The sequence below is a fragment of the Bacillus cytotoxicus NVH 391-98 genome (genome assembly GCF_000017425.1).
Taxonomy (GTDB): domain Bacteria; phylum Bacillota; class Bacilli; order Bacillales; family Bacillaceae_G; genus Bacillus_A; species Bacillus_A cytotoxicus.
In genome coordinates, this window is record NC_009674.1 from 2,271,218 (window position 1) to 2,295,506 (window position 24,289).

Consider the following 24,289-nt stretch of genomic DNA (forward strand, 5'->3'; position numbering starts at 1 on the left):
GCGAAGCGAGAGGCTAGACCCTTTTAATGTCTTAAAAATATAAAATAAATATTTATTCATGAACACTTGAACTAGGCGGTTCCGCGGGTATGATTCCTATAATGAGACGTTAAGTTAACCGGGCATGTATAGAATATACAGAAAGGGATTACTCTTTTTTAACAAGAATATAGTCTACAGACTTAATCATCAGGGAGGGAAATATGAAAGATTTTGAAATCAGAAAGGTACAAGATCTCTTTTATAATGATTTCACTCATTTAGTACAAGAGAGCAAGAAAGATGGCTTTCGTTTTCTTGAAAGGTTAGTTAATGATTATAAGGCTGGTATCAACATTTTTGATAAACCCGGAGAATCCTTATATGGTGTATTTAACAAAGAAAATGTATTAGTGGGTATTGGAGGACTTAATATAGATCCATCCTCAAAGAAACAAGAGATTGGACGATTGAGGAGATTTTACATTGCCAAAAATAATCGGAGAAATGGGTTAGGAAAGCTCCTGTTAAATACCATCATTTGTGATGCGAGAAAGCATTATAAAGTCTTGGTACTTTATACAGACACAGAGCAGGCTGACAAATTCTATATCTCCACAGGATTCCTAAAAAGTGATATCTACCCACACACTACGCATTATCTAAATTTGTAAAAAGAGATTCATTGACTTCCGACAACGAAAATTATGTAAATAAGCTGTCCACATGGGCAGCTCCATTTACATAATTCTCGTTATCAGTAGTCAACGATGCATAAAATTTTCGTTATGGGGGAATGAAAAAATCTTAGGTTGATGAACATAAGGTATCGTCAGCATTTTGGAAAATAACCACGCTAAGAGTTTTTGAGTCATTTTAATGTAGGTTTAAAATAAAGTTTGATCACTTTTTGCTATGTTATTCAACTAAATTTGGCTTTGTAATTAAATGCAATTGAACACTACCCGCCACTTTATTGTTGATTTTGGCAATAAACAATATTACCTCCGGTGCTAAAACAGTTTGCCAATACTTTATCGCTTCTTCTTGTTCCAGTGGAGGTAAAAAACCTATTGACGCTCCATCATCTACTACAGTTTTCAAAAGTTCAGAAAGCTCTTCAATATCTTCATCAAGTAGTTTACTCTCTTTTATTTCTAGATTTTGCATTACTTTACTTTTCCCCCTTTTGTTCACTCAATATATAATTGTATATGTTAAACTGCGCTTACTGAAGAAACGGGCCCTATAATTGAACAGCATCCTATGCCTTATTGCATAGTTTTATTTTTGTCATAGGCAAAACGAATAAAGATAAGAAATAATAGTGATTAATTGCAACAAAGCCAAATAATGCACTTTCATTATTTGAAAAATGTAATGGCTCATACCTTAATAAAAAATCGCCAATCCCTTAATCAAATTGATATTTTCCCCCAAATAAAAGAAATCAACGATTGTAATTGTAACAATTCCCATTTCTGACCAAATTGCATATGCAATGGACATTTCTATCCCCTTTAATGTAAATGAAAGAAAAACAAAGCTATATATTGAATACAAAAATAAGGATACTTGAAATGTTTTTTATTATTCTAAATTTAGCGTTATTGTTTTAAATTTCCACACTATTTTTTTATTATCTAAACAGTTAATAACATGTAATAAAAACCTCTACATTCAAATATTACTACATATTTTTGGAGATAAATAGGATTGTTTTTTCTTTTAATAATAATTAGAATTTCACAAATGATTGAATTAACATAAAAATTATAATACAATTTATATTAAGTTTTATAACCTAGTAATAAAGGTAGGTGTCATTATGTATTCAAAAGCGCGAATTACAGCTGTTGGGACTTATGTGCCTGAGAAAGTATTGTCAAATGAAGATATATCAAACCTTGTAGAAACGACAGATGAATGGATTGTTCAGCGAACTGGTATGCATGAACGAAGAATCGCTTCCTCTAATGAATTCTCTACAACTTTATGCATTCAAGCTGTCCAAAACTTAATCGATCGATTCCATGTTTCAATTGATGATGTCGATTTAATTATTGTTGCGACTGCTACACCAGATTACATGTTCCCCAATACCGCAAGTCAAGTTCAGACTCATTTTGACATCCCTCATACAGGAGCAATTGATTTAAGTGCAGCATGCGCAGGTTTTGTTTATGGATTAATTGTTGCCAATGGCCTTATTACTTCAAGGACTAACAAAAAGATACTCGTAATTGGCGCTGAAACACTGTCAAAAATTACAGATTATAGCGATCGTACTACTTGCATCCTTTTCGGGGACGGCGCTGGTGCAGCTCTTGTAGAATATGACGAACATAATCCTAGTTTTTTAGGAACTTATATGGGATCTAATGGTTCTGGGGGAATTCATTTATATCAAACAGCTTTATCTAAAACGATGAATGGAGCACAATTACAAGACACACCTTATCTCGTTCAAAACGGAAGAGCCGTCTACAAATGGGCTGTAAATACTGTTCCTCAAGGTGTACAAAAATTACTACAGAAAAATCATTTACATGTAACCGATATTGATTGGTTCATTCCACATAGCGTGAATTTAAGAATGATCGAATCCATTTGTGAACGAACAGGTATTTCTCTTGATAACACGCTTATGAGTCTACAATATTGCGGAAATACTTCTGCTGCTTCTATTCCACTAGCACTTGATATTGGGTTGAAAGACGGAAAAATCACTACTGGTAATACATTACTTTTATATGGATTTGGCGGTGGCCTTGTACATGCGGGACTTATTTTGAAATGGTGTATATAGCGCATAATCATAAGGCTGATGTCTTATCACATCAGCCTTACAAACAGTGTGTATTTATTACATTATAGAATATTTTTCGCAACAATTTTTAAATGCTCTGGTGCAATAATTTCTTGTATATGTTCCTGCAAGTCTTCCTGAAGCATCTCTTCTATGTGTTCTAATGATACTTCAAGCGGTGTACATTCTAATGTTTTAATGTTTAATACTGAATAATGATCCTTTTTCTTTATAACTAAATACTGATTTTCTTCTGTTATTAGTAGAGAACCTAATCGAATTCCAAGTAAGCGTTGATCATCAAATTTCATCTTACATCCCTCTCTTTACTTATCAAAAAACATTTTTACAGAATTCCCCTTCTTGCTATCAATCTATCATAAATCATTTCAAAAAAATACATCTAATCCGTTCCTATTCCTATAGAGCACTCTTCATTCTCTTTATGTTTCATCACAAAAAACTTTCTCAACATTTCAAGCTCCCCTTCCTATTTTCGCATTGCTTAAAATGACTTATAATGAATGTAATAAAAGATTGGCCTCTCCTAATTCATGTACATATAGTTGATCGGTACGATTTGTTACCGATCCTTTTTTTGTCCTTCTATGATTGACAATATAAACTCTGCATCTCGCGCTACACCACATAGAAGCGCCGAACCTCTTTGATGTTGCCAAGGTAAACCTATATAGTATAATCCTGACACTACACTAACTCCTCTTGTATGAATTGGCATACCTGCTTGATTCACTGCACCTTCTATTTCAATCCATTGATAATTCGGTATAAATCCTGTGGACCAAATTATATTTTGCACTTCATATGTGCTATCATCTGAAAAGATTACTTTGTTTTGCAATGCACTTACTACCTTTGATTTTACTGTTATTTTCCCATTATGAATCAATCTCTTACATTCAAAACCAAATATGGGATCTTTCTGTTTCTGAAACCATCTTCCCCGTCTCGTATCGGTTCCGGCATATAGTAGTCCGATTTTCTCAAGCCAAGCAAAAATGCTCTTTCCCATTATTTTTAATGGTAAAAAAGAAAGCGGATGGCTAACAGCAATCGTAATATCGCGATACTGCGCAAGCTCTACCGCAATTTGTGTCCCGGAGTTTCCACCGCCAACTACAAGAACTGGCCCATCAGGAATCTGTTTTGGTGATTGATATTGAGAAGAATGAATTTGAAAAATATCATTGGAAAGATTTTTGGAAACAGAGGGAATGAACGGTTTTTGAAAGGCACCTGCTGCAACAATCACTTGTTTCGCTTGTAGCACCTTGTCTGAAGTATAGACTTCAAATGTATCCCCCTTTTTTCTTATCTTTGAAACATTCATCTGTAACCTTACTGGTATAGAAAAATGTTTTGCATATGCTTCTAAATAATTGGCAATTTCGTCTTTCGTTGGATATCCATCTTGCTTTCCAGCTAAACTCATACCTGGCAATGCACTATAAGCTCTCGGTGTAAACAACTGCAAAGAGTCATATCGCTTTCTCCATACATCACCAATTCGCTCTTCTCCATCTAATAAGACAAAGTGATTGTTTTCTCTTTGCAAGTAATACCCCATAACTAAACCTGCCTGACCTGCTCCTACTATAATCACATCTAACATGTGCATCCCTCTTTTCGTCCTAAAACACATGAATATATGTTCATATGTTCATACGTTTTCTTCCATCATATAAATTTTCTTTTTACAAATCAAGGGGATTTCTTCGCTATAAAATAAGTTTTCACATAACGTTCAATTGTTTTGTATAGACAGATATCCTATAATTACAATGATTGCCACTTTTCGTTTTTGTACCATGACTCCTAGAAATTTGGGAGTTTTATCATTTTTATCACTCAGACTCTGACACTTGTTACTAGAACAGAGAACAAGTCTAGAACTTAATGCATGACATGATGTTAAGTTGCTGTATCTATTCGCTTCTCCTTGGAAAATCAAAAAGTGAGATTATAAGGATACTACCGAATATCTATTTCATTGCAGTCTCTTTGTTAAATGAGAGGAAGTGTTTAAAAACATAGAAATATGTAACGATTATTACTTTCAAATACAACATGACTACTTCAAGGGGGAACATAATCATGAAAAAATTATATTATGCATCGTTTGTATATTTGATTATCGGGTTATTAGCTGGTGTATTTGCGAGAGAATACGCAAAAGCAAAAGGCATTCTCGGCTCTACTCTACTAAATCTTTTACATACGCATACGCTCGTACTAGGATTTTTATTCTTTTTAATCACTCTAGCATTAGCAAAATCATTTGCATTCCATAAAATAAAAGGTTTTGATATGTGGTTTATCGTTCATAATATTGGGTTAATATTAACCCTTGCTTCCATGGCAACACGAGGACTCCTTCAACTAAATGGTGCAGATTTTAAAGGCTTAACGTATATCGTAGCAGTTTCTCATTCTCTTATTGGTCTAAGTCTTGTTTGGTTTATGATTTTATTAAAAAAATCATTCAAAATATAATGTAAAAAAGAGGCTCTCCTATAGGTAGGAAGCCTCTTTTTTAGGTTAAATCATTCTCCTGTTTCAGCAAATGTTTTAATTCGCTCTCCAATCTCACTCCGTACTCTTTGGAATACATCCCATTCTTTCCCTGCTGAATCATCGAACCCTCAATGAACACGTTTGACATGTAAAGGCGTGGCAGGACATACATCATTTGCATGACCACAAAGTGTTACAACAAGGTCTGCATTGTGTAAAATATTATAGTCGATCATATCAGACGTTTGATTTGTAATATCTATTTCTTTCATGACCTTAATAGCATTTGGATTCACGCCATGTGCTTCAATCCCTGCAGAAAATATACATTCCACTTGTCTCCTAAATATTTTTTCCTGAATCCCTCGGCGATTTGACTGCGACAAGAATTACCTGTACATAAGAAATAAATCGTTTTTTTGTTTTCACAACATGAAGTTCTAAACATTTCTCTCTTTTTCATTAGAAATGTTTAGAACTTCATGATTCATCTCGTATCGAAAAAATCCCATTCATTCTTATCTTCCCAGTCATTACTCCAAATGCTTTACATAAATTCCGACATGTACATATTGCATACTCATTCCTCCCCAACTTCATTCAGCCCGATTGGTGAGGCCTCATAATCAGTGGGGGATGAAGAAAACCTCCACTTTTTTTGATTTATGAAATACAAAAACTGAGCAGCAACTACCGCTTCCAGTTTTTCAAAATACACAACAAAGCTCTTCCGACAATAAATGATTGACTTCTTCATCATTCAAATCATAATAACTCCATGTCCCTTTTGTCTCCTTTACAATTAAATTTGCATCAAGAGAGTAAGAAAAAGATTCTTCATCTTCAGGTACTTTGCAAAAATGGCGTGTAAATTGTTTCACTAATTTGTGGAAATGCTACAAGAATAATCATTAACAATAGCGATAGCACTGAGACTTTTTTCATTTCTAATCCCCTCCTATAACTTAGAAAATCTCAGATTATTAAAACGTTCTTTTGCTACGGAATGGGAGGGACCATGATAGAAATGTGATTATACAACAACAAAATAAGCACCTCATTTTCCTCATATCAATATCTATAGGAGGGTATGAGTGAAGCTATCATTTTTACTATTTCTCTTCATAAACATTAAGATAACATATATTGTAAATTCCCATACATAAAGATAGTAGGTTCTTATCTTTCTTTGTGAGTATTCTTATTTTTCAGGAGTGAACCATACAATTTGTTGCATGCGAACAAATGTAAGTATTTCTTTTTCTTCTAATGTAATATGATCTGGTTTTACACTTCTTAACGTTCCACTCACACTTCCTCGAATCGTTTCAACTGTAATTCTTCTTCCTACAATAGATTGTAATGTTTGTACAACGTACGGATTAACTAATGCAACGATTTCTCCACTTAACTCATAACCATCTCGAAAATAGCCGTATACATCCTCATATGAATAGTACATACTTTAGCCCCCTCTTTTCAAGATGTTCTGTAAGTGTATGTTCTATTCATTTAAAATGTGCCTATCTAATAGAAAAGAGATACCGCATAATGGTATCTCTTTCATACGTAAGGAATATGAGAAGAAACGATTTTCTTGTCTATTCCCATTTATAAATCCAAAATTCTTCAATCTGCAACCATTTTAATGCTGCAGCATCTTTATTTTGAATTTTCACTTCTGTTTCTTCTAGCATTGCTTCTGTTTGCGAACGATGCGCACGCAAAGCTGCTAGTTTTTGATCAAAGACTTCACTAATATTATTTACAATATCCGGCTCTCCTAATACTTCTTCACGATTTTTTGTAATCGCAACAGCATGTATCACTGGACGCGTTTCTTTTGGCATGCGAGATACAGCGCGAACTGTAGCACGTCCGAATGCGTCATGGTCTGGATGAACACCATGTTCTGGATAGAATGTAATAATTCTTGATGGTTGCACATCACGAATGACAGCTTCAATTTTATCAGCTACAAAATCTACATCTTCAAATTCTAATGTTTTATCATGAAATCCGAGCAATCTTAAATCAGTAATCCCCATTGCTTCACATGCATCTTTTAATTCTTTTTCGCGAATACTTGAGATTGTCTCACGGTTTGCAAATACATGTTTCCCCATATTCCTTCCCATTTGACCAAGCGTTCCGCACGCATATGTTACAGGTACTCCTTGTCTTGTTAATAAACTAATTGTTCCTCCTGCTGCATAGGATTCATCATCGGGATGTGGAAATACAACTAATACATGTTTCTCCATATTTTCCCCTCCTTCTTATTTAAATGGTGTTAAGCTTAATTCAAGAGCTACAGCCAGACGCCCTTTATTATCATGACCTGAAAGTAACAAACGACCTTGCTCGTCCACTTCCCAATGTGTAATACCTTCAGCGTATACCCAGCCGTGATCCATTTTCAGACCAACTCGGTACGGATTCGTTCCAACAATTTTACCACGTTCAAAACGAATGATAGCATTACGAATGAATGCCCCAACTGTCATCATCTTTTCATTAAAATGTGAAGCGTATGCTCCATTTGTTGTTTCTAAATGAATATATACATCTTTATTTACAAAACGTTCAATTTCATGTTGAACAACTGTTTTATCTTTTACTATTTCCATCGGATTTCACCTCTTTAAAACATTTTACGCAAAAATAATGTAAATTGCTATCTCTATATTAGAGCAGAATGCTTACTTTTCCTAATAATTTGCACTTTATTTTACAAATTTATAGTATGTGAAATTTTGTTTTCGCTTACAATTGCAAAACGTTTTCTTTCCTTTTTTAATTTGCTACAATATATTTTATGCGGAGGGATAAATTCGACAATTGAATACATATTTTAAAGAAGGTGACATATTGGAACATTCAGCACATGAAGTAACAAACCTGCAATATTATTTTGCAATTGCCGTATTTTTAATTACATACGGATTTATTATTTCGGAAAAATTGAACCGTGCTGTTATTGCACTGTTCGGTGCTGCTATTATGATTATTTTTAGCATTGTAGACTTACATACTGCTTTTACATCTCATATTCAATGGGAAACAATTACCCTTCTCATCGGCATGATGATTCTTGTTCATATTACAAGTCAATCAGGCGTATTTGAGTATGTAGCGATTAAAGCAGCAAAAGCAGCAGGCGGAAAGCCCATTCGCATTTTATTATTTTTATCCCTATTAACTGCCGTCGGTTCCGCATTTTTAGATAACGTTACAACCGTTTTATTAATCGTCCCTGTTACGTTATCCATTACACGCATGTTAAAAGTACAACCTGTTCCTTACTTCATTTCAGAAGTATTATTTTCAAATATTGGTGGTACAGCGACATTAATTGGCGACCCACCAAATATTATGATTGGATCAGCGAATAAGCATCTAGATTTTAATGCTTTCTTACTTAATTTAGCACCCATTGTTCTTATTATTTCTATCGTTACGTTAACTATTATTTACTTTATGTATAGGAAAAAATTGAAAACAACACCTGAACAAATTGCAAAACTTATGGCTTTAAATGAAAAAGACTATATTCGTGATCAAAGCTTACTCGTCAAATCTCTTTCTATATTAGGTTTAACGATTCTCGGCTTTATTCTTCACTCTATTATTCATGTGGATGCAGCGGTTATCGCAATGACTGGTGCGACGCTCCTTATGCTAATTGGCGTGAAGCAGCACAAATTAGAAGATGTATTCGCCCACGTTGAATGGGTAACCATTTTCTTCTTCGCCGGATTATTTGTTCTTGTTGGTGGATTAATCGATATTGGGCTCATTTCATCTCTTGCTAAAGACGTAATTGATGTAACAAATGGTGATATTGGCTTTGCAGCTATGCTTATTTTATGGGTATCAGGAGCTGCATCCGCAACCATTGATAACATTCCATTTGTCGCAACGATGATTCCGCTTATTCAAGACTTGGCAGCAGGGCTTGGCTTATCTGTTGATTCGCCACAAATCGAAGTACTTTGGTGGGCACTATCACTCGGCGCTTGCCTAGGCGGAAACGGAACTTTAATCGGAGCATCCGCAAACGTGGTCGTAGCAGGTATTGCGAACCGTGAAGGACATAGATTTTCTTACCTTGATTTCTTAAAAATTGGCTTACCGTTAACCATCATTGCATTATTATTATCACATGCTTATATATATTTACGTTATTTAATATAACAAGGTTTGCAGCGATGTGCTGCAAACCTTGTTTGTTACCACAATCCCCCAATCATTGAACACCTTTTTTAATTTCTACAACCAGTCTTTCATGTCTAAGCTGTTGAACTTCACTTTGCAGTTGATGCACACTACCGTGCAATTCTTTTAACTCTGCTGCCTCTTCATTTACTGATGACATGTCTAAAACCCAACTACGTTCTCTTTAGAAATTGGTGCTAAGCACACCGATTATTAAAAAGTCGAAAAAATACAGGAAAGATTTGATTCATTCCTTAATCATTTCAATTTACACATCAAAAAGGTAGCTAGAAGAAATTCTCTAGCTACCTTTTTTGTACTATCCAGAAAAAGCTTCCGAATATTGAACAACACCTTGCACATTTTGAAGAGCATGTTCCGTTAACTCCATTGCCATAAACACTTCGCCTGGCACATCAAATGGTGCACGTATATCCCATAGGTGAGTCGGTTTAAAACCAAATTTCGTGTAATACTCTTTATGCCCTAAAACAATGACAGAATGGTATCCAAGCTCTTTTGCTTTTCTTAATACATTTGAAATCAACAAACTTCCAATTCCTTTTTTCTGATACCCTGGTGCAACAGATACTGGAGCAAGTGCTAGCGAATCTATACATTTATCACCATCTACTATTTGAATTTTAGATAAAAGGATATGACCAATAATTTCTTGATCCACCGCCACTAATGATAATTCTGGAATAAACGCATCACATTTTCTAATACGACTTACAAGTTCATGCTCTCTCTTATCGCTAAACTCTTCATGTAAAAATGCCTGTTGTACAACTTCTTCTGTTTTTTTATACTCTTCTTCACGTTCTTGTCTAACAATTATTGGCATAACCTCTTATCCTTTATTCTTTCTTATTTCTTTTTGAATGTTACGCAGCGCTTTTTTTGATCCACGCTCTATATCATGCTGCATTTTTCGTTCTTTATAATCTACAAACAACGTATCTAAATCGTAACCTTCTGGATATAATTCCTTCGCCTCGACCTCTAAAGCAATCCGTTTACTATTTACTTCTATAAACCGCTCTTTGGAAAACACGACAACGTTGGAGAAGTTATCTTTCTCTCGGTATATAATTCCAAATTCATCATCATCTAATAATCTCACGCGATCTCCTTTTTTATATGCATATGCCTCTTCTACCGCTTGCTTTACAATTTTAGGCTTTCTTACTTTTCCTTCATGTAGCTTTTCTAAACGATATTCTTTGTTTTCCATGTACTCTTTTGCTCTTTGCAATACATGTTCTCGTACATTCATTTTTCGAGAAATCCAAAGTGCATTACTTTCTCCCGATTTTCCAATTAATAATTGATACATCGGTTCCAATGTTTCACTATGAAATTGCATCGCTGCATTCATAAAGTCACTATGCATTTCTGAGAATCGCTTAATCTCACCATAATGCGTCGTCGCGACAGTGATACAGCCCATATGATAAAACTCTTCTAAAATAGAAATCGCTAGCGCAGCTCCCTCATTCGGTTCCGTACCGCTGCCTATTTCATCAAATAATAACAGCGTATTATTATTTGATACTTCCATAATTTCCGAAAGATTTTTCATATGAGATGAAAATGTACTTAGTGCATTTTCGATACTTTGATTATCACCGATATCTACAAAGATATGTTCAAAAACAGCAATCTCCGTTTCTCGCTCTCCTGCAATATGAAACCCCGACATTGCCGCTAATGTTAATAATCCGATTGTTTTCAGAACAATCGTTTTCCCCCCAGCATTTGGTCCTGTAATAATTAAACTTCGATATTTTTGACCAATTTCAAAATTTAGCGGTATCACTTCTCCTGATAAAAGCGGATGCTTGCAATGAACGAGCTTTATATACCCGTAATCATTTAACTTGGGTTCTATTCCGCCAATTTGCTTACTAAATTTTGCTTTGGCAAATACTAAATCATATTGACTCACTAGCTCTATATTTATTTTGATTTGATATATGTTTTCTAATATCATTCCTGAGAGAGTTGCTAATATTTGATATTCTTCCATCGCTTCTTCCGCTCGTAAGCTTGCCAGTTCCACGTTTAATGTTGTAACAGTATTTGGTTCTATAAAAACAGTAGAACCTTTAGAAGAAACTGCAACAATTGTTCCTGCAACTTGATTTTTATAAGATGCTTTCACCGGAATCGTATATCGGTCGTCCTTTTTACTAATGAAGAATTCTTGTATATACTTCTTATTTGCACTACTGTTTAAAAATTTATTTAACCGTTCCTTTATTTTTCCCTCTACCGAATCCATTTGATTTCGAATTCGTTTTAATTCTTTACTTGCAGCAGAATCAACACGGTTTCCTTTTATACAAAATTGTATTTCTTCCTCTATGCTTTTAAACTCGGACATAGAATTTGCATACGCTGCGAGCATTGGTGCAAAAAATTCCTTATCTAACATAAACTTTTTAATCTTGCGACAGCCCCGTAAAAAATCTGAAACACTCACGAACTCGCTTGGCTCTAGAATCATTCCTTTTTCTAGTTTTTGCATGATGTTATCAATATTAGAAATACCTAAAAAAGGTACATGTCCTTCTGCATCTAATATCGCTCGCGCTTCCGTCGTTTCATTCAATCGATTTCGTACTACCTTTATATTTGTACTTGGCTCTAATTGATCCAATAATCGCTTTCCTAACCCACTTACACAGTAAGATTTAACAATGTCCTTCAATTCATTGTACTGCAACTTTTCAAAAGTCATTTGATTCACTGTCTTTTCTCCTCACTATGATTGATTTACATCATAAACGAAGATACCTACTCATTACATTTTAATGAGCTGGTCATATATTTTGGTTTATTCAAATGGGTACAAAAAAAGCTGCGGAGATACCGCAGCTTTCGTTACATTTACAAGGCATGTGTAAAATATCATGAAAGAAACCGTAAAAAAACACGGCAATCCCATCATCATTACACGCTTTATAAAGTATAGTAGGTATCTTCATAGGGTTTTGAAATAAATCCATGGCAAACTAAGGGGTATACTTAATAGAAAATTCCCCTTGTTATTACCAGTTTTATTTCATTCAATTGTTCCTATTTAGAACCTACCACACTCACAAAAAGCACCTCTCATTCATTTATGTCCACTCATTAAAATCTAATTTATTGCAACTATCATACTATATGTTCCAATCCATGTAAAGGTGTCATTTTGTCACGCTTTCACCATAAGTATATTTCACTTCATACATGACAGATGCTTTCTTTCCTTACCTTCAGTACAATGAGTATATAACAAATATAAGGAGTGATTCCCATGACAGATCTCCAAAAACAATTCTTCTCTAGACTGCATATAAAAGAAAAAGAATCAATTTCATTTGAAGATTTAAATGAAATTCTTTACGCGATGGCGCAAACCGTTCCATTTGAAAATTTGGATATTATTCAAGGTAAAGTGAAAGAAATATCAAAAGAACATCTTCAAGAAAAAATTTTAGTAAACAACCGAGGTGGTCTATGTTATGAACTGGGCCCGATAATGTATTATTTCCTTAAAGATTGCGGGTTTGATGTTCATCTCGTATCTGGGACCGTTTATAATGCTGCTTCGGCTACTTGGGCTGTCGATTCTGGACATGTAGCAACTGTTCTAAAGCACAACAAACAATCCTATTTAATTGAAGTCGGTTTTGGCTCATACCTTCCGCTGGCACCTGTTCCTTTCTCTGGTGAAATCGTCCATTCTGTTACAGGCGACTATCGTATCCGAAAAGAAACGACTACAAAAGGAAACTACGTTTTAGAAATGAGAATAAATAATGAATTGCTAAATGCTGCTTCCTCTCAAGAGTGGACTTTAGGTTATGCATTTTATATAGAAAAAGCGGATGAAAATATCGTAAATGAAGCACAAAAAACAATTGTCGAACATAAAGACTCTCCTTTTAATAAAGTACCTCTTATCACAAAACTAACTTCTGATGGGCATGTTTCTTTAACAAAAGATAGCTTAACTGTAACGAAACAAGGCGAAAAAAGAAAAGAAAAGATCACAAAGCAGCAATATTTAAACCTACTACATGCAATATTTGACATCCGATTATAGTTTATCCTTAAAAAGTTTTATCGCTTTTGACAAGACTTTTTATATATAGCAGGTATTTTTTTGCAATTTGTTGTATTTCATAGTTATATAGAGAGTAGATAAACTATATCATTAGAAAGGACATGATTATGACAACATTCAAAAGTAGAGTAGACGTACCCGATCAAGAAAAATGGGATTTAACGGATATTTATCAAACAATCCAAGACTGGCAAAATGACTATCAAAAGGTGGAAACATTCGTAGACGACTTAAAAACATTCAACGGGAATATTCATGATAGCCATAGTCTTCTTTCCTACTTAACGAAACGTGAAGAAATATCCCGCTTATTCAGTCTCATTTATGCATATGCACGCCTTCAGTCAGACCTTGACACACGCGATACAAAGGCACAGTCTCTTCTAGATAAAGCATCGCAATTACATGTGAAAATAAGTGCAGCAAGCTCCTTTTTCTCTCCATTTTTACTTAGTATAGAAGAAAAAACGTTACATTCTTACATAGAAGAAAACGAAGGTCTACAATATTATAAAGAAGATTTATTAGAATTATATCGTTATAAAAAACATGTGTTAAATAAAGATAAAGAAGAAATTTTGTCCCAAATGGGTGAAGCTCTCTCTTCCCCTCAGCATACATACGGTATGCTTAACAATGCAGATATTGTATTTGGAACTGTTACAGCAGATGATGAAAAAAAAGTACCTTTAACACGCGGCATGTATGCGAAATTAATAAAAGATGAAGATCGTGACAAAAGAAAAGAAGCATATAAAGCGTACTATCAACCTTATATACAACTGAAAAACTCTATTGCTTCCACTTTATCAGCAGCAATAAAGAATAATATCACCATTTCAAAAATTAGAAATTATCCTTCAGCCTTAGAAAAGTCTTTATTCGATGATAATGTTCCAAAGGAAGTATATGATAATTTAATTCAGACAACGAAACAAAATATTGCATCGCTTCATACATATAACAATTTACGAAAAGAAAAATTACAACTCGATGAATTGCGACAATACGATTTACATGTCGATTTAGTGGAAGGTGTGAAACAAGACATCTCTTATGAGGAAGCATTTGAAACCATGCTTGCATCTCTATCTCCACTCGGCGAAGAATACATTCAAACACTTCGAAGTTTTAAAGATAAACGCTATATTGATGTGAGAGAACTACCTGGTAAACGTTCGGGTGCTTATAATTTTGGTTCATACGATGTTCACCCTTTTATTCTCTTAAATCATAACGATGACTTAAATAGTCTCTTTACATTGACGCATGAATGTGGACATGGCATGCACACTCATTATTCACACAGTTTCCAACCGAGAATTTCTGCCCATTACTCCATTTTTGTTGCAGAAGTTGCTTCAACCGTAAATGAAGTATTACTTATTCATCATTTACTAAAAGAAGCGAAAGATATAGATGTGCGCAACCATTTAATCAATCACTTTATCGAAAAGTTTAAAGGCACTTTCTTTACACAAGTTATGTTTGCAGAATTTGAGAAAATCACACATGAAATGGCACAAGAAGGAAAACCACTTAATGCTCAAAGCTTTAACGAAGTATACGAAACATTGTTTAGAGAATATAACGGAGAAGCAGTTATATTTGATGAAGAAGTAAAATATGGTTGGGCAAGAATCCCGCATTTTTATCGTCCATTTTATGTTTATAAATATGCAACAGGATTTGCTTCTGCCATCCAAATTGCCGAGCAATTATTAAGTGGCGACCCTCTTTCCCAGCAAAACTATATTGCATTTTTAAAAAGTGGAAGTTCCGATTATCCGCTTCAACTTTTACAAAAAACGGGTGTCGATTTAACAACACCAAAACCAATTGAAAGTGCATTAGAGCGTTTTAAGAAACTTGTTGAAGAATTTTCAACGTTATAATCCAAATAACGGGTGCCTGTCATACATAGGTACCCGTTATTTGTTTATCTTTCTATATAATTCATAATTTTTCATATAACATTCTCACTAAAAACGTACATATTAATAGAATATTACATAAAAATAAATTAAATAATATACCTTTCCTACTAAAACGGATTATGTAGTATATCGCAAAAAATGTTCTATTTATGCTCTTTTTTCAAGTGAATCAATAGACTGATTCCTGATGCTAGTATACATAAAGCGATGCCAATCCAGGCCGCTGTATATCCACACTTATCTACTACAAAACCAAAGATAGGCGGGGCCAATAGAATTGCGACTTGATTTAATGTTAAAGCAAAACTAACAGTGAAAGAAACCTCATTTTCGTTAGCATTTTCTGTAACTTCAACGATAAAAAGACTAAACCACCCGAGACTAAAGAAGCCTAATAGCCCGCTTACCATACATATATATTCAATTGACATTATCTTTATATTTAATATAGCAATGACACAGAAACATGCAACAAATACAGAAATCATTAACGGCTTAGTTCGATTTCCTCCATAAAGACGATCACTAATCGTCGCTAGAGCAACGCGGCCAATCATCCCGCAAAATAACATAATGGAAAATATCTTTCCTGCCAAAATAGGTGATATAAAAGTGGTAGCAGTTAAAAATTTCATAAACTGTCCCACTACAACCAGTTGTAACGAAATCATACAAATTCCAGTAAACAAAACAGGATATAATTTTTTATTACTTGCAATCATCTTTAACTGTTGCAAAAACGAAATGCTTTTCTTATTACATACACGCTCACTAGAAGAATGAAAAGGTTCTTTGTAAAACAGGCAAAACAAAATCCCTCCAATTATGCATATACCTGAAAGTACATATATAGCAAGCGATAGACTAAATTTTACAGAGAGAAACGGAATGATACCCCCTGCAATTGCTCCTCCGATTGGTATCCCCGCCTGCCTGATGCCCATAGCGAACCCTCTATTTTCTTTTGGAAACCATTTTAAAATGACCTTACTCCCTCCAGGTTGCGCTGTACTATAGAACACTCCTACAAAACAAAGAACAATGAATAGTCCCATAAAGCCATCCGCTAGATGAACAAGTAGTAAAGATCCGCCAAGCAAGATAGATCCCATTCCCATTAATAATTTCTCATTATATTGATCAAGTAACCTTCCTGCAACAAGCATACAAAAAAGCGGTCCAATATTAACAGCAGTTAACAACAATCCCATCTGCATATCGCTTAGATTGTACAGTTTTTTCCAAAAGAAAGATAGCGGTCCTACACCATATGTAACAAGCGTTGCACTAGCTTGCACTCCTGTTGCTAATATCAATACAAGCCATTTATAAAAATGAGCACTCTCCGTCACTTTTTCTTGTTTTAACAAATTCATCCCTCCCCCACACACTTTATTGTATGAATGTTCAGATATCATGTAAAATAAGTATTAATGATAAAAATCATCAAAAAAATTGATATCTTTTAGGAGGTCTTCCATGGATATAAAAGATCTTACTATTTTTTACGAAGTTGCAAAAGAACAAAATATATCTCACGCTGCTCAAAACTTAAATTATGTACAGTCAAATGTAACGATGCGCATTAAACAATTAGAAAAAAAACTTGGGGTACCGCTATTTTACCGTAACGGGAAAGGTGTTTCCTTAACTTCAAATGGGGAAATTTTATTGTCTTATGCACAGCAAATCCTTTCCTTAATGGATCAATCTATACAAGCCATCCAAAATAATGTATTGCATCCAACAGGGACATTAAAAATTGGCGCTACAGAATCTACAATGGCAGTGCGTTTTCCCTCTATATTGTCATCCTATTATGACATGTATCCCGAAGTTGATCTTATTTTAGAAACTCACTCAACAGAGCAATTAATTCAGCTTGTTCTTGAAAGAAAACTAGACGGAGCATGTATTGCTGGTCAAGTTCATCATGCTGACCTTGATTCCTTTTTCTTTCAAGAAGAAGAGCTCGTTATCATTAGTAAATCGCCTTTATCTTCTCTAAAAGAACTTGGGCAAATGAATCTACTCGCTTTTAGTCAAGGATGTTATTATCGAAATTTATTTGAGACATGGGCTTATGAAAAGGGAATTATTCCAAAACGAGTATTAGAATTTGGAACAATTGAGGCAATTCTCGCTTGTGTCAAATCAGGTATGGGAGTTGCAATCATGATCAAATCCCTCATTCAAAATAATGAACACCCTTTTGAACTTACACTTTTGCCAAAACGTGTTTCAAAGGTCCCTACTATGTTTATCGTTCGCAAAGATACCTTTTATTCAAATGCTTTACGTAAATTTATTGATAGAATAAATGAAAATGTATCATTTCATTAGAAAATTACCTAACAGTAAATGTATCTTTCTCTTTCGTTACAAAATCATTATTTTATTACTAATATTTCTATTTGCTTACCAGCGCTTTAAGCTCCAATAACATGTTGGAAAATTCGCTTTCATTCCCTCTAAAATAGATGTTGTAAATACCATTAGGGAGTGAAAACATGATAGATAAAAAACATGAATTGTGGCTTGATTCAGCAAAAGGGTTTGCGCTAATCCTTGTTGTTGCTGGGCATGCTTATAATCATAATAACCTTATAACTTATATCTATTGGTTTCATATGCCCGCCTTTTTTCTGTTTAGTGGTTATGTGTCTAAACCAGTAAAACAATGGTCACAAGTCGGACCTTATTTAAAGAAAAGAGCACATAGTCTACTCATCCCTTATATAACGTATTTAGGTCTTTTTACAATGATTCGTTATGCAGAGGAGCTAATGCAAGGAAATAGTTCTTTTCATTGGTATATAGAGGATATCGGAAAAGTACTATTCGGTGGAAGATTTATTTCAAGCTATTACGGGGTCTTTTGGTTTATAACTTGTCTGTTCTTTACACAAGTATTATTCCTCATTATATTTCTTATTTTTAAAAGAACACACACTCGCTTATTATTCATTGCTTTCTTATATATAATATCACATATTGAAGGAAGGTATATTAGCACCTTGGGCGGCTTAGAGCCTTCTCTACATGTGTGGATTCCCTGGAATATAGATGTATCTATGCTTGCCCTCGTATATTATAGTATCGGATATTATATAAAACCATATTTAAAACAAATTCCCCCTGTTCTTACAGGACTCTGCACCCTATTGATAATGGGACTGATTACGATTCAAGAGCTAAATTTGCTGGATTATCATTTAAGTATGAAATATGTATCATATAATCATTATAGTTTAGATATAGTAATTCCGCTAATCATGACGATCGCATATTGCGGAATATTTCAACTTATAAAATCAAAAAAAGTACTATCACTTTGTTCTTTCATGAATAACAAAAGTATGGCAATTATGTATATGCACATAGGGGTTAATAAAATTCTTCTTGAATTTATAGATTATGGGAATATAATTTATACGATTGTAGGAGTAACAGTCCCCCTCTTCATCGCCATATTTATTCTCGAAAAGAAAGATACAGTCAGACATTTTTTCTTAGGTATTCAAAGGCGTAGTGAATTAAAGAGTTCTAAAAAAATGAAAATGGAATAAAAGGTATACCTAAATCAATGGTATACCTTTTATTCCGTTTCTCTTTATTTTTCTTTTAAAACACTATGTAATCGATCCGGATAATTTGTAAACATGCCTGTTGCTCCCCATCCGATTAACAGTCTCATATCTTCTTTCTCATTAATTGTATAAGGATGAATGAGCAGTCCATTCTCCCTAGCCATTTTCATATATGGTTCATTAATGATTAACTCTCCATTATCATTACGTAAGTTTGGTCCAATACCAACAGCATATTTTTTAATTTCTTGGAATTCTTTATTTGTTACATGCTGTGGAGCAGATGTAATTTTTGACTCTTCAACAATTTCATTCTTGTCATTTGGATAGTACCAAAGCAATTGAACTAATGGAATGTTTTGATTCATATTATGAATCTTTTTTAAACTTTCTTGACTAAATGATTGAATCATAACACGACTTGAGGACATATTTTGTCCAACTAAATTATATTTTTCTAACAATCCTAATAATTTCTCTTCCATTCCTGGGTACACATCAGGAGATTTTGTTTCAATGTAATATTTCATACTTCTTCCATATTTCTGGAAAACTTCTTCAAGTGTAGGCACTTTTTGTCCCACATATTCTTGTTTTGCTTTTTCTGGATAAGCCTCATTAAACCAAGAACCCGCATCTAAACCTTTTATCTCACTTAATGTTTTATCTCTCACTTCACCTGTTCCATTTGTCGTACGATCAACAGCAGTATCATGCATAGCAATCAATTGACCATCTTTTGTTAATTGAATATCTAACTCTAAATAATCCGCTTTCATTTTTTTGACTAAATCATATGAAGCAAAAGTATGTTCAGGAGCATGTCCACTGGCGCCTCGATGAGCAATATTTAAAAATTTATTTGCATGCACCTTATTTTTCATATTTGTGTTCGCATCAACCGTTCCTCCGTAAACAAAACTCCCAATTAACAAGAAAATAACTAAAAAACTTATTATCTTTTTCATGTTTTCGTTCCTTCCATATTGCAAATTTCAACAAGTTAATGAGATTTACACGAAATAGAAGAAATACCCCATATATGTTTTTATAAACCTATCCTAACATTGCACACTTGCTAAAGCATTTCAATCTACTACTCTATGTAACTAAAAATTTTCTTATCGTCACTCCTTTCTTCATCGTAATCGTATTCCCTATTGTGCTTATTTCCCTAAACAAAAAGCCATAAAACGCTTTAGAGCACACTACTAGCACCCAAAAACTGTTTTATGGCTTGTCTCAAAATCTCCAGCCTCTATTAACTTGTCATACTTAATCATACCAAATCTATGAAAATTTTTGAATATTTTTTAACAATTCATGAGATTTTTTGTTATATATAAGTGAAGAGCTTTTCTATATTTCCTTATTCTTAAAAAAAAGCTTTATACATTACTTCCTCAAGCCTCAAGTTTGTTTACTTGAATGTATTTCGAATTTTAGTTTCTACCAAAATACTCCCTTTCCAAAATAGAAAAATAATATTGATCAACCCATTTCTTTTGCCAAAACAGCTCTTCCTTAAAAATAGCTTCTCTTCTCATACCAACACGCTCCATTAAAATTGCCGAACTTATATTATGCTCATTGCACATCCCTACCACTTTATGTGCATCTAACTTTTCAAAAGCAAACTGTAATAAAAGTTGAATTGCCTCAGTTCCATACCCTTTTCTCTGGTAGCTTGGAAGTATTGCAAAGCCTATTTCCCAACTCTTTCTATATTCACTATTGTTCCATATTTGCGCTAAACCAATTGGAATTTTGTGCTTATCCTCAACTATACTTACAATAAAATCATAATTTGTTGGTTGTTCCGTATCCTTAATTTTCCTTATATACTCTTCATATATTACATTTTCATCTGATTCTACGTATTCTTCAAAATACCATAAATTCGAATCACACTCTATCCTACAAATAAAATTCAAATCGTGAATTGCTACTTTAGATAGCAATACTTTTTTTCCGAAAAGTTCCATAATGGTCTCCTCTCTTAACATGTGCATTCATTCTTTTTTATAGTATTATAATTATATTTCGTTTATCCTGCTATTTATAATCAGTAAGATTCTATCTCATTATTCAGAGAGAAGAAAGGAGATAGATGACAAACAAAAAAAGTAAGTTTTGAAAACGATGATTCAAAACTTATCCTTAAGCTAATTCATTTTATTTTTATATTCCAAAATAGAAAATAACAATTCTTTGAATCTCTATTAATTAAAGAAGCTAAGACTCCATTTCTGTAATGAGTTGCGTACGTTCTTTATCTCTATAAAATTTAATTTCATGTTTGAATACATAATTCCCATCTTGCATTCTTACCCATTCCTTACTTGTCCAATATACAACTTTCACTTGTGCGTTTAAAATGGTAGAACATACTGTAAACAATTCGTCCGCATAAAATGGTGCTTCTTTCGCTAATTCAGCAGCTAAGATCTCTGGATCATTGGTGTTGATGTGAAGTTCCCTTGAAGTTTGACCTAAATACTGCCATGGTGAAAAAGTAGAATATAAACCGCTGCGATCTAAAGATTTCACTTCTGATGTTGAATGTATGGGAGCTGCCGATGCTGGATTACAATAAATCCCAATCATTCCTCCAAATAATAAAGTCCCCATAACAATTTTTTTAAACATATTCTCATCTCCTCTAATGATTTTGTACACCTTCAATTGTTAGACAATTTCTATCTATCTGTAAATGAATATAATTAGACGACAATCTACATTTTTTTCAAAAAGTGTATATTCATTAATTTCTACATTTTTCTTCACAGAAAAAATCTTTCCTTAAGGAAAGATTTTCAGCGGAATATACATTTCTTTTTATAATAATTAATCCTCTAAATATTCTGGTATTAATTGATAAAAAGTTGCCTATTTAACATTTCACAACTTTTCCTATCTATCATCACACCTTTATTCCATATCAATAAGAAAATACTCATTAGACAGAAAAAGAAGCCAGAAAGCTGAGGAAAACAGCGTTTCTGGCTTCTTTAGATAAAAAGTATATTGAATTACAGTTCTCCACTTAATTTAACTAAAATTTTAGCTTGTGATTTATTATTTTATGTTTTCGGCACATTATCCTCATAGAAAAATTCTACCTACTCATTCTATGATTAAAGCTCCTTTTTCATCTACTAATTGATACAATGTTGTTTATTCTTCAATCATCAATTTACAATTTTTTCGAACTCGTCCATCGTTTTACTTATTTTCTCTTGATTATCAATCACTTCTTCTTGTAATTTTTTATTCACATCGTTAACAGTAGCTACTCCCTTTACAATGCTCTCTACATTTGAATTGATTTTTTTGATTGCATTCTCAACATTGTTAGCTAATCTTCTTACTTCCTCCGCTACTACTGCAAATCCCCGTCCATGTTCTCCTACTCTTGCTGCTTCAATCGCTGCATTTAAAGATAAGATATTTGTTTGGGAAGAAATATCTTTAATGATTTGAGCAATATCACTTACTAGAGTAACCTTTTCCCTCAAAGAATAGAGCGCTTCCATATTTTCCTTAGAATTAACATTTACTCTATTTCCTAAGTCTATTGATAAATCTTTCAGCTGAGAAACAACTTCTCTTGTTTGATTTTCACGTTGTGTAATATCTGTTGCAATTTTTAGTACAGCCTCTACTGCTCCCTGCTCATTCAAGATTGGAATGTATGTAGCTTCAAACCAAACTAACTCCCCTTTTTTAGTAACTCTTTGAATTTTTTCTTGAAACTTAATCCCTTGTTTTAAATTATCCCATAGCTGATTATATTCTCTACTATTTACAAAACTAGGAACACAAAATTGTTGATGAACTTTATTTTTCATTTCATTAACTGTATACCCTAAAGCTTGTGCAAAATGTTCATTTACCCAAATTACCTCTTTATCTAGGTTAAATTCAATCATCGCTAAATTCGCTTCTAATCCAGCTAAAACAAGCGACTGATCTAATACTTGAGTACTACCATTTGTATTAGAATAAATATCCACAAGAAAAAACTCCCTTTTATTCATATTTTTCACTATTATATTATATTTAAATATTAAAATACAAGTTAATATGAATATACAAAATAAATTGTGCAATTGTTAATACAGTGAAACTTTCATCAGTGTTGGGCTTAATAGCGGGATAAAAAATGATAAGCTATTTTCAATTGCACAACCATACAAAAGTCTATCTTTCTACATGAATATGCTCCCTTTTTAGTAGGGAACGATTTGAAAGCTTGTGGAACAGCTTGTACTTCTGCTAAATTTTCACCATATAAGTTTGTTGCTACACGAATACAGGCTACCTTTAGTTCTTTGAAGTTAGAAGTCATATTTAACTCATCTGTATTGGCATAATAGAAAATATTAAACATTTTATCTTCCCCAATCCCTTGCACGACTACACCATTTTGAGTAACGCCACTAGCAATGAGATACGCTACCTTATTAATAATGCTAGAATTCTTTCTTTCATTTTTAAAATAACTTCATTAGGTGCAAGCTTCTCTCCGGATGGAACTCCTAAAATAAAGGAAGCCCCCTCACTAGCATATACTTCCTCTCCTTTTTCATGCGTAACAAGAAATAACCCTTGTCCTTCAAATTCAAAATAAGCAATTTCTTTCATTTGTTCTGTATTTGATTGGATAGACTGATAGAGTTTATATAAATCTTTACTACGGTTCTCTCCCCTCATACGTATAGGTGCTTGATCATTTGTAAAAATCAAACCTTCCGGGTTATTTCTATTCAGAATAAACCATAATTTTTCATCTGTAGGCATTAAAAGTTCTGACAATTTTTCAGAAGCACTATTTATCATATCTTGTGGTTGTTTTGGTTCATACACACGAAAGAAAAATGTAGATGTCTCTACAGATGAATGAGAAGTAAAATGACTCATTTGGTAAAGTTGCTTTCCATCTTTCGATGAAATATTTTTACTATGTTGATAATCTTTTAATGCCATCTTTTCAGGATCTTCCTTTGGACGATCTGTTGCATAGGCTTTATTTATACATAGAATTGCAACACTTAACAACGCACACGGAATGACAAATTTCAATATTTTTTTCATAAAA

General features: G+C 33.5%; 22 protein-coding genes and 6 pseudogenes. 8 read left to right on the top strand and 20 right to left on the bottom strand.

What is annotated here, in order from left to right; genetic code table 11:
* The first annotated feature begins 203 nt into the window (after nt 1–203).
* The gene (locus BCER98_RS11135; protein WP_012094628.1) at nt 204–653 is read left to right on the top strand and encodes a GNAT family N-acetyltransferase; all 450 of its coding nucleotides are present in this window, start codon (nt 204–206) and stop codon (nt 651–653) included.
* A gap of 256 nt (nt 654–909) precedes the next feature.
* On the opposite strand, the pseudogene BCER98_RS11140 reads toward BCER98_RS11135, so the two are convergent.
* A pseudogene (locus BCER98_RS11140) lies at nt 910–1,149 on the bottom strand (GNAT family N-acetyltransferase); the annotation flags it as partial.
* Nucleotides 1,150–1,374: 225 nt separating this feature from the next.
* A pseudogene (locus tag BCER98_RS21150) lies at nt 1,375–1,561 on the bottom strand (DMT family transporter); the annotation flags it as partial.
* A gap of 246 nt (nt 1,562–1,807) precedes the next feature.
* Here BCER98_RS21150 and BCER98_RS11150 point away from each other — a divergent pair.
* Nucleotides 1,808–2,788: a ketoacyl-ACP synthase III gene (locus BCER98_RS11150; RefSeq protein ID WP_012094631.1), complete on the top strand. Its 981-nt coding sequence runs from the start codon at nt 1,808–1,810 to the stop codon at nt 2,786–2,788.
* 62 nt (nt 2,789–2,850) lie between these two features.
* Here the strand turns inward: BCER98_RS11150 and BCER98_RS11155 are convergent, their stop codons facing one another.
* Entirely contained in the window at nt 2,851–3,099 is a 249-nt protein-coding gene (locus BCER98_RS11155; protein WP_012094632.1) for a hypothetical protein, read from the bottom strand.
* 272 nt (nt 3,100–3,371) lie between these two features.
* A complete protein-coding gene (locus tag BCER98_RS11160; protein WP_012094633.1) occupies nt 3,372–4,421 on the bottom strand; it encodes a flavin-containing monooxygenase in 1,050 nt (349 codons plus the stop codon).
* A 482-nt stretch (nt 4,422–4,903) separates the two neighbouring features.
* On the opposite strand from BCER98_RS11160, the gene BCER98_RS11165 reads away from it, so the two are divergent.
* Nucleotides 4,904–5,302: a DUF2871 family protein gene (locus tag BCER98_RS11165; protein WP_012094634.1), complete on the top strand. Its 399-nt coding sequence runs from the start codon at nt 4,904–4,906 to the stop codon at nt 5,300–5,302.
* A gap of 50 nt (nt 5,303–5,352) precedes the next feature.
* On the opposite strand, the pseudogene arsC reads toward BCER98_RS11165, so the two are convergent.
* From arsC to BCER98_RS11185, 5 genes and pseudogenes are all read right to left on the bottom strand, one after another.
* Nucleotides 5,353–5,771, bottom strand: a pseudogene (gene arsC / locus BCER98_RS21875) (arsenate reductase (thioredoxin)).
* Between the two features lie 259 nt (nt 5,772–6,030).
* Nucleotides 6,031–6,141 (bottom strand): annotated as a pseudogene (gene arsR, locus BCER98_RS21880) (arsenical resistance operon transcriptional regulator ArsR); the annotation flags it as partial.
* A gap of 383 nt (nt 6,142–6,524) precedes the next feature.
* A complete protein-coding gene (locus tag BCER98_RS11175) occupies nt 6,525–6,785 on the bottom strand; it encodes a YuzF family protein (protein WP_012094636.1) in 261 nt (86 codons plus the stop codon).
* 139 nt (nt 6,786–6,924) lie between these two features.
* On the bottom strand, nt 6,925–7,587 hold the full coding sequence (gene bshB2 / locus BCER98_RS11180) for a bacillithiol biosynthesis deacetylase BshB2 (RefSeq protein ID WP_012094637.1): 663 nt from the start codon (nt 7,585–7,587) through the stop codon (nt 6,925–6,927).
* 15 nt (nt 7,588–7,602) lie between these two features.
* The gene (locus BCER98_RS11185) at nt 7,603–7,953 is read right to left on the bottom strand and encodes a YojF family protein (protein ID WP_012094638.1); all 351 of its coding nucleotides are present in this window, start codon (nt 7,951–7,953) and stop codon (nt 7,603–7,605) included.
* A gap of 241 nt (nt 7,954–8,194) precedes the next feature.
* Between BCER98_RS11185 and BCER98_RS11190 the strand changes: the two genes are divergently transcribed.
* A complete protein-coding gene (locus BCER98_RS11190) occupies nt 8,195–9,520 on the top strand; it encodes an ArsB/NhaD family transporter (RefSeq protein ID WP_041809844.1) in 1,326 nt (441 codons plus the stop codon).
* Nucleotides 9,521–9,572: 52 nt separating this feature from the next.
* Here BCER98_RS11190 and BCER98_RS23385 read toward each other — a convergent pair whose 3' ends face one another.
* The 3 genes from BCER98_RS23385 to BCER98_RS11200 all read right to left on the bottom strand — a co-directional run bounded on the left by BCER98_RS23385 (nt 9,573) and on the right by BCER98_RS11200 (nt 12,296).
* Nucleotides 9,573–9,701: a hypothetical protein gene (locus BCER98_RS23385; RefSeq protein WP_012094640.1), complete on the bottom strand. Its 129-nt coding sequence runs from the start codon at nt 9,699–9,701 to the stop codon at nt 9,573–9,575.
* 159 nt (nt 9,702–9,860) lie between these two features.
* Complete coding sequence (locus tag BCER98_RS11195; RefSeq protein WP_012094641.1) at nt 9,861–10,388, bottom strand: GNAT family N-acetyltransferase; 528 nt, start codon at nt 10,386–10,388, stop codon at nt 9,861–9,863.
* Nucleotides 10,389–10,394: 6 nt separating this feature from the next.
* Complete coding sequence (locus BCER98_RS11200) at nt 10,395–12,296, bottom strand: endonuclease MutS2 (protein WP_012094642.1); 1,902 nt, start codon at nt 12,294–12,296, stop codon at nt 10,395–10,397.
* Nucleotides 12,297–12,848: 552 nt separating this feature from the next.
* Here BCER98_RS11200 and BCER98_RS11205 point away from each other — a divergent pair.
* A complete protein-coding gene (locus tag BCER98_RS11205) occupies nt 12,849–13,640 on the top strand; it encodes an arylamine N-acetyltransferase family protein (RefSeq protein ID WP_012094643.1) in 792 nt (263 codons plus the stop codon).
* A 128-nt stretch (nt 13,641–13,768) separates the two neighbouring features.
* Entirely contained in the window at nt 13,769–15,556 is a 1,788-nt protein-coding gene (gene pepF / locus BCER98_RS11210) for an oligoendopeptidase F (RefSeq protein WP_012094644.1), read from the top strand.
* 185 nt (nt 15,557–15,741) lie between these two features.
* Here the strand turns inward: pepF and BCER98_RS11215 are convergent, their stop codons facing one another.
* Complete coding sequence (locus BCER98_RS11215; RefSeq protein ID WP_041809846.1) at nt 15,742–16,968, bottom strand: MFS transporter; 1,227 nt, start codon at nt 16,966–16,968, stop codon at nt 15,742–15,744.
* A gap of 109 nt (nt 16,969–17,077) precedes the next feature.
* Between BCER98_RS11215 and BCER98_RS11220 the strand changes: the two genes are divergently transcribed.
* On the top strand, nt 17,078–17,941 hold the full coding sequence (locus BCER98_RS11220) for a LysR family transcriptional regulator (protein WP_012094646.1): 864 nt from the start codon (nt 17,078–17,080) through the stop codon (nt 17,939–17,941).
* Nucleotides 17,942–18,108: 167 nt separating this feature from the next.
* Nucleotides 18,109–19,167 carry an acyltransferase family protein gene (locus BCER98_RS11225; RefSeq protein ID WP_012094647.1) on the top strand — a complete coding sequence of 353 codons (1,059 nt, stop codon included), beginning with the start codon at nt 18,109–18,111 and terminating at the stop codon, nt 19,165–19,167.
* Nucleotides 19,168–19,211: 44 nt separating this feature from the next.
* Here the strand turns inward: BCER98_RS11225 and BCER98_RS11230 are convergent, their stop codons facing one another.
* The 7 genes and pseudogenes from BCER98_RS11230 to BCER98_RS11255 form a co-directional block, all read right to left on the bottom strand.
* Complete coding sequence (locus BCER98_RS11230; RefSeq protein WP_012094648.1) at nt 19,212–20,156, bottom strand: glycerophosphodiester phosphodiesterase; 945 nt, start codon at nt 20,154–20,156, stop codon at nt 19,212–19,214.
* Nucleotides 20,157–20,630: 474 nt separating this feature from the next.
* The gene (locus BCER98_RS11235; protein WP_012094649.1) at nt 20,631–21,173 is read right to left on the bottom strand and encodes a GNAT family N-acetyltransferase; all 543 of its coding nucleotides are present in this window, start codon (nt 21,171–21,173) and stop codon (nt 20,631–20,633) included.
* 250 nt (nt 21,174–21,423) lie between these two features.
* Nucleotides 21,424–21,837, bottom strand: a complete 414-nt coding sequence (locus BCER98_RS11240) for a hypothetical protein (RefSeq protein ID WP_012094650.1) — start codon at nt 21,835–21,837, stop codon at nt 21,424–21,426.
* A 542-nt stretch (nt 21,838–22,379) separates the two neighbouring features.
* Complete coding sequence (locus tag BCER98_RS23715) at nt 22,380–22,706, bottom strand: methyl-accepting chemotaxis protein (RefSeq protein ID WP_370684832.1); 327 nt, start codon at nt 22,704–22,706, stop codon at nt 22,380–22,382.
* A 99-nt stretch (nt 22,707–22,805) separates the two neighbouring features.
* Nucleotides 22,806–23,228 (bottom strand): annotated as a pseudogene (locus BCER98_RS23720) (PAS domain-containing protein); the annotation flags it as partial.
* Between the two features lie 191 nt (nt 23,229–23,419).
* A pseudogene (locus tag BCER98_RS11250) lies at nt 23,420–23,671 on the bottom strand (M4 family metallopeptidase); the annotation flags it as partial.
* Nucleotides 23,647–24,285 (bottom strand): hypothetical protein, encoded by a 639-nt coding sequence (locus BCER98_RS11255; protein ID WP_012094653.1) that lies wholly within the window; start codon nt 24,283–24,285, stop codon nt 23,647–23,649. The pseudogene BCER98_RS11250 and the gene BCER98_RS11255, both read right to left, overlap by 25 nt.
* Nucleotides 24,286–24,289 lie beyond the last annotated feature (4 nt).